Source organism: Mycobacterium kyorinense (assembly GCF_001672775.1).
Classification (GTDB): Bacteria; Actinomycetota; Actinomycetes; order Mycobacteriales; family Mycobacteriaceae; genus Mycobacterium; species Mycobacterium kyorinense_A.
This window is the reverse complement of the sequence record NZ_LZKJ01000115.1, coordinates 47,574-60,345: the sequence shown is the minus strand read 5'-3', so window position 1 is coordinate 60,345 and position 12,772 is coordinate 47,574. Positions and strand designations below refer to the sequence as shown.

General features: G+C 67.2%; 7 protein-coding genes (1 of these 7 running past the window's edge). 3 read left to right on the top strand and 4 right to left on the bottom strand.

What is annotated here, in order from left to right; genetic code table 11:
- The 3 genes from A5707_RS12155 to A5707_RS12145 form a co-directional block, all read right to left on the bottom strand.
- Positions 1 to 922 (bottom strand): cytochrome b/b6 domain-containing protein (locus tag A5707_RS12155; protein ID WP_197495318.1); only part of this gene is annotated, 922 nt, incomplete at its 3' end.
- Positions 919 to 1,359: an oxidoreductase gene (locus A5707_RS12150; RefSeq protein ID WP_065014719.1), complete on the bottom strand. Its 441-nt coding sequence runs from the start codon at positions 1,357 to 1,359 to the stop codon at positions 919 to 921. The genes A5707_RS12155 and A5707_RS12150, both read right to left, overlap by 4 nt.
- A gap of 85 nt (positions 1,360 to 1,444) precedes the next feature.
- Positions 1,445 to 3,232: a glycoside hydrolase family 15 protein gene (locus A5707_RS12145; protein WP_065014712.1), complete on the bottom strand. Its 1,788-nt coding sequence runs from the start codon at positions 3,230 to 3,232 to the stop codon at positions 1,445 to 1,447.
- A 60-nt stretch (positions 3,233 to 3,292) separates the two neighbouring features.
- On the opposite strand from A5707_RS12145, the gene A5707_RS12140 reads away from it, so the two are divergent.
- The 3 genes from A5707_RS12140 to A5707_RS12130 all read left to right on the top strand — a co-directional run bounded on the left by A5707_RS12140 (position 3,293) and on the right by A5707_RS12130 (position 7,160).
- Complete coding sequence (locus tag A5707_RS12140) at positions 3,293 to 4,405, top strand: enolase C-terminal domain-like protein (protein WP_065014711.1); 1,113 nt, start codon at positions 3,293 to 3,295, stop codon at positions 4,403 to 4,405.
- Positions 4,406 to 4,559: 154 nt separating this feature from the next.
- Positions 4,560 to 6,299, top strand: coding sequence for a DUF7159 family protein (locus tag A5707_RS24765; protein WP_065014710.1), 1,740 nt, complete (start codon positions 4,560 to 4,562; stop codon positions 6,297 to 6,299).
- 87 nt (positions 6,300 to 6,386) lie between these two features.
- Entirely contained in the window at positions 6,387 to 7,160 is a 774-nt protein-coding gene (locus tag A5707_RS12130) for a GAP family protein (RefSeq protein ID WP_065014709.1), read from the top strand.
- Positions 7,161 to 7,176: 16 nt separating this feature from the next.
- On the opposite strand, the gene A5707_RS12125 is transcribed toward A5707_RS12130, so the two are convergent.
- A protein-coding gene (locus A5707_RS12125; protein WP_065014708.1) for a non-ribosomal peptide synthetase crosses the window boundary here: on the bottom strand, positions 7,177 to 12,772 show its end. The gene runs 25,574 nt beyond the window's last position; only the last 5,596 of its 31,170 coding nucleotides appear in the window; its start codon lies beyond the right edge, outside the window; it ends in the stop codon at positions 7,177 to 7,179.

Sequence of the window (12,772 nt, the reverse complement as noted above, 5' to 3'; positions counted from 1 at the left end):
CGCGGTGCTCTTTGGACAGCTTGTGCACCGGATAGTCCTGCCGCGAGTTCAGCGGCCGCAACAGCATGAGTTTGGCCCGGGTGTTGATGGTGCCCAAGGCTTTGTGGACCTGGATGGGCCGGCGAAGGCTCCACTGCGTTGCGGCGATGTGGACGGCGATGATCGCACCGATGATCACGAACGACCAGAACGTCGCCCAGTTGATGTTGCGCACCGCGCCGAAGATCATCGCCGCGGTGAGCTGGCCCCAGCCCCAGAAGAAGATCATCGACAAATGGATCACGATGAAGACCAAAAACGCGACCAGGCCAAAGAAATGCAGGCTGCGCGCCCGTTGCCGGCCCCCCCACAGCCGGACGTACCACGGGAAGCGCGCCTCGACCGCCGGTGACTGGGCCGCGCCGGTCAGGATCTGGAACGGGGCAAGGACGAAGATGACCCCGGCATACGCCAATTTCTGGATGGCATCCAGCGGTTCGCTGGGTAACAGCGACGGCAAGTTGAACGTCATGTAGGCGACGATGTCGTTCCAGGCCTCGGAGAATATCGACCACGAATACGGCCAGTACCGATGCCATTGGCCGGTGGCGAACAGCAGGATGTAGTACGACAGGCCGACCAGAATCCACCCGATCACCGCGAAGAAGTGCCAGTGGCGGCCCAGCCCGAGCTTCTTGTGGCCGGGCAACGCGACGATCGAGCTGTAGGACTCCTCCTCGTCGAGCGTGTCGTACAACTTATCGGTCGGCATCTCCTTGGTGGTGAAGCGCGCCCACTCGGTACCGGGTTTGCTGTCCTCGCGCCAATACAACTTGGGGTGGGTGCCGAGGATCTCGATCCCGCTGCGCAACAGCAACGTCAGGAACAACACGTTGAGCCAGTGGTCGATCCGCAGCCACACCGGGTAGTCGAACGTCATCAGTCGTGCCAATTCTGTCGTTGCGGGTAGGCCACATTGATGCCCAACAGCACCGTCATGTGAACCGCGATGAAGCCCCCGGCACAAGCCAACGCCCACGTGCCGGGCGCAACGTCCCACCGACCCGTTACCGCCACCAGGCCCGGCATGCTGGCCGCCCGGCTGGCCAGATACAAACCGAGAAACACCAGCGATACCAGGTCGCCCAACAGCCAACCCAGCTGCGGCAGACGGGGATTCAGCCCCAGCCACATGACGCCGGCGGCCAGCAGGCAGCCGGCGATCAGCGCGGCGGCGTAGATGACGAAGTAGACCGGCGGCGACGTCTCTCGGGTCAGGACATAGATGTGTGCCGCGACGATGCCCAGCAGCAGCACTCCCCCCAGCGCGGTCACCGTGCGCGGCAGGTCGAAAGCGACATAGCCACCCAGTCGCAACATCCGGTACAGCCGACTGCGCTGCAAAACGCGCACGACAAGACCCACGGCGGCTGCGTACCCCGCGACGATTGACGGCAAACCATCGCTACCTGCCCGTCCCGGTGCCCACCGACGGCCCGACCGAGTCGGCGAGCCGGTGCGAGGACTCGAACAACAGGGCATGCACAAACGCCTGCGGGAGGTTGCCCCGCAACTGGCGTTGATCGACGTCGAACTCCTCGGTGAGTAAGCCGGGTGGGCCGCAGGCGGTGCGATTGCGCTCGAACCAGCGCACCGCCGCCAAGTCGTTGCCTTGCTGATGATCGGCCAGTGCCATCAGGAATCCGCAGAGCAAGAAGGCCCCTTCGGCTTCGCCGAGCGGACGCTCGTCGGGTTTGAAGCGGTACACGAACCCATGACGGCCGAGGTCGCTGCGCACTGCGTCGAGGGTGGTAACGCTGCGCGGATCGTTGGCCGGGATGGCCCCGCGGATCGCGGGAAGCAGCAACGCGGCGTCGACCCGCGAATCATCCGGCGCCCGTTGCCATCTGCCCGACGGATGCAGGCAGTCCGAATCGGCGTCGGCGATCAGCACGTCGGCCAACCGCTGCCACTCGGCGCCCTGCTGTCGTGGTGCTACCTCGCCGGCGCGTCGCAACCCGGCCGCACAGATCAGCCGAGAGTGCGCCCACCGCCGGTCATCGATTTCCCAGAGGCCGGCATCGGGCTCGCGCCAACGCTTCTCGATGGCCTCGACCAGGGTGCGCACGGCACGCCAATGCACGCTGTCGAGCCGGTCCAGCCGTGCCGCGGCCGCCAGCAGCAGCAAAGCCTCGCCGTGGGCGTCAAGCTGGAATTGGTCGGTCACCCAATTACCGGTCTTGACAGCCGCCCCCGGGTACCCCGGCAGGTCGAGGTCCTGCTCCCCCGGCACGACATCACCGGTGACGCAGTAGGCCGGCTTCAACCCCGGGCCGTCGTCGAGCACGCGCTCGCTGATGAACCTCACGGCGTCGTCGAGCAATGGGTAGCCGCCCGCCGCGGCGACTGCCTGCCCGACGTAGCACTGGTCGCGGATCCAGCAATAGCGGTAGTCGTAGTTGCGTCCCTGCTCAGCCCGCTCGGGCAGCGACATCGTCGCCGCGGCGACCATCCCGCCCCCGCTGCTGGTCAGGCCGCGCAGCACCGCATACGCGCTGCGAGTGTCGAGGTCCGCGATTGTGCCGGAGAACTCCGGAACGGCTTGCATCCATGCATGTTCGGTGTCGCGCCAGGCATCGTTGGGCCGCACGACGTCCGACGGCAACTCCTGGTCGGACAGTTCCAGCACCAGGTCGTGGTCCGTGCCGGGACTGGCTTCGACGATCGCCTCCAGCGCGCCGTCGTCGCCGCGTCGCGCGTCGCCGGCGCCCACCCAGCGGAAGCGGTGGGGCCCCGAGCGACCGGTCCAGACTCCGTCGGTGCAGGACAAGTCGCCAATGCCCTTAGCGCCGAACTCCGCGCGCAGGTCGAGTCTGATCCGCATCCGGGTGGGCCGGTCAAGCGCGCGAATGCGCCGAAGTATCACCGCGGTGTGCGGGTCGCCGGGAAATGCCAGCGCCTCGCGGCATTCGACGATCCCGTCGGTGGTCACCCACCGTGACCGCCAGATCAGCGACCGGTGTTCGTATCGTCCGCCCCAGACGTAGCGCGGGTGATCCGGTGAGACGGCGTAGACGCCGCCGCCGCCCAGCAATGAGCTGAACACCGCGGGACTGTCCCAGCGCGGCAGACACATCCAGCAGCAATCACCACGCGGCCCGACGACAATCCCCCGCTCTCCGTCGGCCAGCAACGCGTACTCCCGAAGTACATGCGGCGCAAGCTGTTCAGCCAGTAGTGGTTCGTTTGCCATAGTCCCTTTCATTTCGCCACGTCGGGCATACCCGCTTTGCGTTGCGGGTAGTCACCGTCCATGCCTTCGCGTGCCGGCTCAGCAATCCCTGTCGAATCCGTCGATGCTTCGGCCTACTCGATTCCCACCGACGCCCCAGAATCCGACGGCACCCTGACGTGGGATTCGACCACCTTCGTGCTGGTCACCGTGCGGGCCGGCGGTCAGGTCGGCACCGGCTACACCTACGGCGGCACAGCCGTGGTGACCGTGATCCAGTCCAAGCTGGCCGACGTCGTCAAGGGCGCCGACGCGCTGCAGCCACCGGCCCGATGGGCCCAGATGCAACATGCCGTGCGCAATCTGGGCAAGCCGGGCGTGGTCGCCGAGGCGATTTCGGCGGTCGATATCGCGCTGTGGGACTTGCGGTCCCGGCTACTCGACGAACCACTGGCGGTCGCGCTCGGCGCGGTGCACGACGCCACGCCGGTCTACGGCAGCGGCGGGTTCACCTCCTACGACAACGACACTCTGCGCGAGCAGCTGTGCGGATGGGTCGATGCCGGAATACCGCGGGTCAAGATGAAGGTCGGCCGCGACCCGGCCGCCGACACCGACAGGGTGGCCGCGGCCCGCTCGGCGATCGGCGACTCCGCGGAGCTTTTTGTCGACGCCAACGGGGCCTACAACCGCAAGCAAGCGCTGCTGTGGGCGCAACGTTTCGCCGAGTACGACGTGCGGTGGTTCGAAGAACCGGTGTCCTCCGATGACCTCGACGGCCTGCGCCAGCTCTGCGAGCAGGGCCCCGGCGGGATGGACATCACCGCCGGCGAATACGGCTACCACCTGCCGTATTTCCACCAGATGCTGGCGGCGGGCGCGGTGGACTGCTTACAGGCTGACGTCACGCGCGCGTTGGGGATCACCGGTGTGCTCAAGGTCGCCGCGCTGTGCGACGGTCGCGGCATGGACCTGTCGCTGCACTGCGCGCCGCAGATCAGCGCTCACGTCGGGACGGCGGTATGGCACCTGCGCCACCTGGAGTACTTCCACGATCATGTGCGGATCGAAGGCATGGCGTTCGACGGCACCATCGACCCGGAGCCGGACGGGGCCCTACATCCGGACCGGACCGCGCCCGGCCACGGGCTGACCGTCAAAGAGGCCGACCTGCAGCAGTACCGGGTGGCTTGAGACGTCGCACTGCTCATAGCTAGTTCACAGCCTGCGCTCATCTGCGCGGCGTAACGTCACACGTTGTTAGTTCGACAAAGTATGTAGATGACGGCCCGTGCGGTGCACTCCTTCGCCCAGACCGTGGCTCGATGGCAGAGAAGTTGGAGGAGAAGTGGACATTGTCCTCGGCGTGTCGATGGCGCCCACCACTATCCGCATGGTGCTGGTCGAGGGTGATGCTGCCGACGGCGTCACGGTCGAGGAAGACCACTTCGACGTTGCTGACGACGCCGCCACGCTCAGCAGCCCTGACCAGGTGATCTCTGCGATTCTGGGGACGCGCGAGGCCGCAACCGCAGGCGGGTACCGGTTGACCTCGACAGGCGTCACCTGGACCAACCCCGTCGACGCGGTCGCGCTGCGGGAGGCGCTTGCCGCCCGCAAAATCGAGAACGTCATGTTGGTCTCGGCGTTTCTGGCCGCCGCCGCGCTGACCCAGACGGTCGGCCAAGCAATCGGCTACCAGCAGACCGCAATGCTGTTCGTCGAACCGCGGACCGCCACGCTGGCCGTGGTCGATGCGTCCGACGGTTCGGTCACCGACGTCTACCGGCGCCCGCTGCGCAGCAGCGACATGGCCGGCGAGCTCGCCGCCATGGTCGCCGATCTGGACGGATCGGCGACCCGTCCGGATGGCTTGTTCGTGGTCGGCTGCGGGGTCGACATCGCACCGATCAAGCCGGTGTTGGAGAGGGCGACCTGGCTTCCGGTGAGCGCACCCGAGGAGCCCGGCACGGCGCTGGCTCGCGGGGCGGCGCTGGCGTCGGCCAACGCACCGTTGTTCGCCTCGTCGACGGCAGCGTTGGCGTATGCGCAGGATCCCGGTACTGGCCGGGTGGATCCCTATGCCGTCGCCCCGGGTTATCTCGACGTGCCAGCTGTTGGCCCCGGCGTCGAGATCGGGGAAGAAGATATTGCCTACAGTGCGGTGACCGACGACGACGTCGATACCACCGTGCTGTCCGCGGACGGCGGCCTCGACGAACCACGGTCGGGCCGGCGGCCGCTGCTGTTGGTCGGTAGCGCGTTGGCCGTCGTGTTCGTCATCGCGGCCGTGGCGCTCGAAGTCGCGCTGGGACTTGGTATCCGGACGACCGTGGCGCTGCTGCCCAACCCGGTGCAAAACCTCATCGTGCCGACCGAGCAGGCGCCTGCGCCGCCCGCGCCGCCGGCGTCGGAGCCGCAACCGCAAGCGGTTCACATGACCGCACCCGCTGCACCACCCGCACCCGCTGCACCACCCGCGCCGGTTGATCCCGTCGTCGCGCCGCCACCGGTTGCGGTGCCGGCGCCCGCGCCTCCGCCACTTCGGGACGCGGCGCCCGTGCCGGTTCCTGCCGCGGTCCCGGTGCCGGTGCCGGTGCCGGTCCGGGTGCCCGCACCGCCCATTCACGTTGCGGTCCCGCGACCCGTCCAGGCGCCGCAACCGCCTGTCCATTTGCCAAGCCCGCCATTGCAACTGCCGAAGCCGCCCGCCCATCCGCCGACGCCGCCGGCACAGGTTCCGACGCCGCCGGTGCAGGAGCCCACCCCGCCCGTTCAATTTCCGAAACCACCCACCCAGGTACCGACTCCGCCGCCCTGGCAGCTACCGACGCCGCCCTGGAAGCGCCCTGAGCCACCCGTTCACGTGCCCACGCCGCCGGTGAACCTCCCGGCGCCGGAGCCGCCGATGCAGTGGCCGGTTCCGCAGGCACCGCAGATGCCGACGATGCCCGCTCCGCAGGCACCTCGGCTGCCGACCCTGCCGACTCCGCAATTCCCCCGGATGCCCGCGATGCCGGCTCCCGCCGCCCCGGCAATGCCGGCGATGCCGCACTTCGACTTCCCGAAGCCGTCATTCCGGTTCTGAGGCAGGGCAATCGAGGCGCACACCTAGCGGTATACAGCCAGCGCCGAACCAGCCGATGCCGGCCAGCCGGTAGGTAGGGTTCGGGCCATGTGGGGCTCGGTATTGGTGCTCGCATTTCTGGCGGCGCTCAATCCGGTGCGCCTCGGCGTCGCCCTTCTGGTGATGTCTCGACCGCGGCCCGTGCAAAACCTCTTCGCCTTCTGGGTGGGTTGCCTGGCAGTGAGTGTTGTTGCGCTGCTGGTTCCCTTGATGGTGCTGCACTTCACGCCGAGGTTGAGCTCGTTTGCGCACGACCTGGCTACCCCGGCAACGGCCGCGAGCTCGACGGTGCGGCACATTCAAATCGGCCTCGGTGTGTTCGCGCTGGCCGTCGCCGCGCTGATGACAGCACGCCTGTCGACGCGTCGGCGGGGCGGCGCCGCCAAGCAGGAAACCCTTGCGCCGCCTGCGATGTCACGACTGCTGGACGCCACACACGACCCGCGCACCGACGGCGGATCGGTATTGCGGCGGCTGTTCGGCCGGGCGCAGCACGCGTGGGAACACGGAGCCTTGTGGATCTCGTTGGTGGTTGGTCTCGCAGCGGGGCCGTCGCCGGATGGGCTGCTTTACGTACTCGCCATCATCGTGCCGTCCGGAGTTTCGTTCGCCACACAGGTCGTCGCCGCAATCGCCGTCGTCGTCGGAATGCTCGCCGTCATCGAAATCACGCTCGCCGGGTTCCTGGCCACACCGGCCAAAACCGAGGTGGTGGCGCGTTGGCTGCACGATTGGGCATTGGCCCGTCGCCAGCAGATTGTGATAGCCGTCTGCGCTGTGGCCGGGATCTCGCTAGTAGCTCTCGGCATGCATCACGTCTGAGCCGCGGGGCGGGCGCTCAAGCCTGCAGCAAAAGCTTGAGTCGTTTGGCATACGCATTGAGCGATTCGCTATCCAACATTTCGTGGTGCGCGCAGTCCACCGACTGCTCGGTGATGTCCCCGGCGACGTAGGGGCGCCAGCTTTGCAGCTTGGATGCACCGTTTCCATTTCCGTTTCGGGTAGCGGAGAAGATGAACATGTCACCGTCAAACACGGCAGGCACGTGCTCGAGCAGATGCATCCGGTTGGCATTAGCGCTTTCCACGATGAACTTCAGCAGCGGTCGCGGCGGCAGAGGATATTCCGCCTCCTCCTGTTGGTGAATCAATTCCTCCACTTGCCGATAGGTCAGCGGTTCAGGCTGGGCCGGGATCGGTATCCGATTGCTGCGCAAGATGCGATCCAACAGGCGACTCTCGTCGACGGCCCCATTTTTGGTGGCCTTTCCGCTGCCGTTTGTCCCAGCGTCGAGCAGCACGAGACGCCGGACTATGCATCCGCGTCGGCGAAGCTCGATGGCGAGCTCGTGGGCGACCACGCCTCCGAAAGACCAGCCGAGGATGTTGTAGGGCCCAGTCGGATAAACCGCTTGGAGCCGGTCCGCATAGTTCTGCGCCATCTCACGAATCGACCCAGCATCAGGCTCACCATTCTGTTGGGCTTGCTGGATGCCGATGATCGGGCAGTCCAGATGATCGCCCAGCGCGCGATACCGCCAGCTCAGCCCAAGACCGTCATGGATACAGCACAGCGGAACGCCGGTACCTTTCCTGAGGATCTGGACCGGCGCCACTTCCACCGCGTTGGCGCGGCCGCCCAGTTGGCGGCTCAAACTTCTCACCGTGGGCGCGTCGAATAGCGTGCGCACTGCGACATCGACATCCAGCGCACTGTCGATCGCCGCGATCAAGCGCATCGCGGAAATGCTGTCGCCGCCCAGGTCGAAGAAGGAGTCGTCGACTCCGACCCGCTCGAGGCCGAGTACCTGGGCGTAGCTTGCAGCCAAAATCTCTTCGGTCCGGTTGGCCGGAGCGCGATATGTCGTCGCGGTGTATTCCGGCGCGGGCAGCGCGCGGGTGTCGAGTTTGCCGTTGGGCGTCAACGGCAGCGCGTCTAACACCATCACCGCGCCCGGCACCATGTAGGCGGGTAGCCGCTGCGCCAGTTGGCCGCGCGCCTCGGCCGGGTCGGCGGTGCCGGTCACATAACCGATCAGGCGTTTGTGGCCGGGCCGGTCCTCGCGGGCGATCACCACTGCCTGGTCCACGCCGTCCACGGCGTTCAGCGCGGCCTGGACTTCGCCGAGTTCGATGCGATAGCCGCGGATCTTGACCTGCTCATCGGCACGCCCCACATACTGCAGTTGCCCGTCCGCACCCCAACGCACCAGATCCCCGGTGCGATACATCCGCTCCCCGGACTCCCCGAACGGGCAGGCCACAAACCGCGCCGCGGTCAACGAATTCCGGCCCACATAGCCGCGCGCGACGCCGGCGCCGGCCACATACAACTCGCCGACCACCCCGGCCGGGACCGGCCGCAGCCAGCCATCCAAGACGAGCAACGCCGCACCCGGCACCGGCGAACCGATCGGCACCACGTCCGACCCGACGCTCAGCGGCGCACTGATCGCCACACACATCGTCGTCTCGGTCGGGCCGTAAGCGTTGACCATCACCCGCCCCGGCGCCCACTGCTCCACCACCTCGACCGGGCATGGCTCACCGGCCATCACCAGCGCCGTCGACTCCAGTCCCTGCTTCGGCAACGCCGCGACGGCCGAGGGAGTTTGGGTCAACACAGTGACGCCTTCGGCAACCAGCACGTCGTGCAGCTCGTGCGGCGAACGTGCCACCGCGTCGGGCACGATCACCAGCCGCCCACCACCCAGCAGCGCTCCGAAGATCTCCCACACCGAAACATCGAAGGCCAACGAGTGACACTGCGACCACACCCTGACCGCCGGCAAGCCGGCATCCAGCGACGCCAACAGTTGCGTCACATTGCGATGGGTGATCGCCACGCCCTTGGGCACCCCGGTGGTGCCCGACGTGTAGATGACATACGCGGCGTCATCGACGTCCGGCACCGGCAGCGCTGCGCCGGGCGGGATTTCGACAGCATCCTCGACACCTACGAGCGGCACCCCGAACCCGGCGAGCCGGTCCGCCACATCAGCGGTGGTGATCACCGCCACCGGCGCAGCATCGCCGAGCATGAACTCGATCCGCGCTGCGGGCAACGTGGGATCGATCGGCAGATACGCCGCCCCGCTTTCGAGCACCGCCAACATCGCCACGATCGCGTCGATCGAGCGCGGCACCAGCAACCCCACGCGCTGCCCGGGGCCCGCGCCGTGGCCGGCCAGCACGTGCGCCAGTCGATTCGCCGCCTCCGCGAGTTCCCGATATGTCATCGACTCGCCCTGACACGTCACCGCGATTGCATCCGCGGTGCGGGGCAGCTGCTCGGCCAACAACTCCGGAATCGACACCGCTACGCTCGCAGATTGGGCCAACGCCGCCCGGTTCCCGACCTCATCGAGTCGCGCATGCTCAGCTGCTTCGAGTACATCCACCGACGACAGCGGCCGGCTCGGATCGGCCGTCATCGCCGTCAACACCCGCTGCAGCCTCCCGATCAACGCGTCGATGTGGGCGGGATCGAACACGTCGGTGTCATATTCGACGCGCAACCCCAGTTCTCGGCCCGGCTGGGCCTGCACCGTCAACGGATAGTGGTTGTATTCGCTGATGGTGGAGTCGGTCACGGCTAACTCGTTGTCGCCCAACAACGCACCGGTGTCGATCGGATAGTTCTCGTAGGCGAAAAGCGTGTCGAACAGCTTCTCCTGACCGGTGATTCGGTGGATTTCGCTGAGCGCCAGGTGGTGATGCTCGAACGTGTCGTTGTAGGCGCCTTGCAGCTGGTCCAGCAGATCTGCGGTGGTGGTCGCCGGTGTGAAGTGGGCCCGCACCGGCACCGTGTTGATCAACAGCCCGACCATCGACTCGACACCGGCCACCTCGGCGGGCCGACCCGAGACCGTGGTGCCGAACGCGACGTCGTGCTGACCGGTCACTGACGCCAGCAGCAGCGCCCAGGCGCCCTGCAGCACGATGTTGACGGTGGTGTGACGCGACCGCGCCAACTCGTACAGCGCTTGGGTGGTCTCGGCGGACACCGTTCCCGCGATGACGCCGCGGGCACCCAGCCGTCGTGGTTGTGGCGGGCCGACCAGCGTGGGGGCGTCGAAGCCGGCGAACGCCTCGGCCCAGGCGGCGCGGGCGGCGTCGCGGTCTCGGCCGGCCAGCCAAGTAAGGAATGTGCGGTACGGGACCGCCGCGGGCAACGGCTGACCGGTGAAGCTCGCGAATATCTCGCCCAGCAGGATCGGCAGCGACCAGCCATCGAGCACGATGTGGTGAATCGTCAGCACCAACCGGTGCCGGTTCGCCGCGGTGCGAATCAACGCCGCCCGAAACGCGGGTTGGTCGGCGAGGTCGTAAACCGCGGCACGCTCGGCGGCACAGAGCTGTTCGATTTGCTCATCGCCATCGAGGTCGTCGTCGTCGAGTTCGACGTAGCGCCACGCCACCGCGGGGTCGTCCGGGATGATCTGCACTGGCTCGTCGAACTGTCGGCAGAACCGGGCCACCAGGTTCGGGTGCCGGATGGCCGCGGTGTCCAGCGCGTCACGCAGGCGGTGGCCGTCGAGCCGGCCGCTCAACGCGACATTCAACTGCACTGCATACAGGTCGTCTGCGCTGTCCTGTGCGGTGGCGTGGAAGAGCAGCCCCTGCTGCAACGGCGTCAACGGCAAAATATCGGCGACGTCGTAATGGCGCTGCAGATCGTCGATCTGGCGTTGGTTGAGCCGGGCCGGCGCGATATCCGACGGAGTCAGCCCGCCGCCACCGGCTCGCACATGCGCACAGATACCGGTGAGCGCCTCGAACCACAACCGGCTGAGCCGGGTGATCTGCTCTTCGTCGAGCGCCGATGCGGCCCATGCCCAGTCGGCGTGTAGATGTGGGCCTGCCGAAGTGTCGACGGTGCCGGCGTTGAGTTCCACGGTGTGCATCATCGGCATCGGTATGGCCGTCGCCGCGCCGGTGATCGAGGCGGTGTCCGGGCAGATCCGCCAGCCATCCCCGGTGTCGTCGACCGCCGCGCCCGAACGCCCGAAGTAGTTGAACCCGATCCGCGGGTCGGAGCCGCCCAGATCGACGTCGCCGTTCACATAGCGCAGCACACCGTACGTCAGGCCGTCGGGCAGAGCGCGAAGCTGCTCTTTGGCATGTTTGACCACCGCCCCCAGCGCCGCGTCGCCGCCGACCACCTGCGCCCAGGACAGTTCGCCGACGCTCAGCGACGCCGGGTATTTGGCGGTGAACCATCCCACCGTGTGGGACAAGTCGATGCTGGGGCCCAATTCCTCACGGCGACCGTGGCTTTCGACGTCGATACCGATTGGGGCGCTGCCGCTGCCGACGAATTCGCCGACCGCCAACCCGAGCGCGATCAGCAGAATGTCGTGTATCCCGGCGTGGAACGCTGCAGGCACCTCGGCCAGCAGCAGCCTGGTGGTCTCGACATCATCCAGCGAGACCGACAGATGCCCCGCCGTGGCATAGGTATCGGTTTGCGGCTGCACAGCCGGCAAGACCGGAGGCGTCTCCGCCACCTGTCGCCAACGCTGCTCTTGGGCAACCACTTCCGGCGCCCGAGCGTGCTCACTGAGCAGCGCCGCCCATCGGGCGAACGAGGTGCCGGCCGCCGGCAACACCACCGGCTGCCCGCTGTGCTGCTGAGCCCAGGCGATGTTGAGGTCCTCCAACAGAATCCACCACGACACCGCGTCGACAGCCAGGTGGTGAATGATCAACACCAACTGACCGCTGCGGGCGACCCATAGTGCGCTGAGCATCGCCCCGGCGCTCGGGTCCAACCGCGACCGCGCCTCGAACAGCGCCGCATCCGACAACTCCGCCACCGACTGCAGACACCCGCGCGCGTCTACCGAACCGACCTCGGGCACCGTCAACGACCAGCCACCGGCATCATCGTGGGCGATGCGCAACCGCAACATGGCATGGCGATCCAGCAAGGCCTGCAACACAATCCGCACGTCGGCCTCGTCAGCCCCCGCGGGAGCCTGCAACACCATCGTCTGGTTGAACTGCTCGACGGGGCCGTCCACGCTTTCCAGCCAACGGATGATCGGAGTGGCCATCACCGGCCCGACGCCGTCGTCACCCTCGTCAATGCGGCTGTCAGACACTGCGGCCACCACCGCCAAGCGGGCCACCGTCTGCTCGACGAAAACATCGCGCGGCCGGCACGACATGCCCGCGGCGCGGGCCAGCGCCACCACCTGCATCGACAAGATGCTGTCCCCACCGAGTTCGAAGAACGAGTCGTCGACGCCGACCCGCTCCAGCCCCAGCACCTGGGCGTAGATGCCGGCCAGGACCTCCTCGATGGCATTGCCGGGGGCGCGATACCGGTCGGCATCGCGATACTCGGGCGCGGGCAGCGCGCGAGTGTCGAGTTTGCCGTTGGGCGTCAACGGCAGCGCATCCAGCGCCACGACCGCTACCGGCACCATG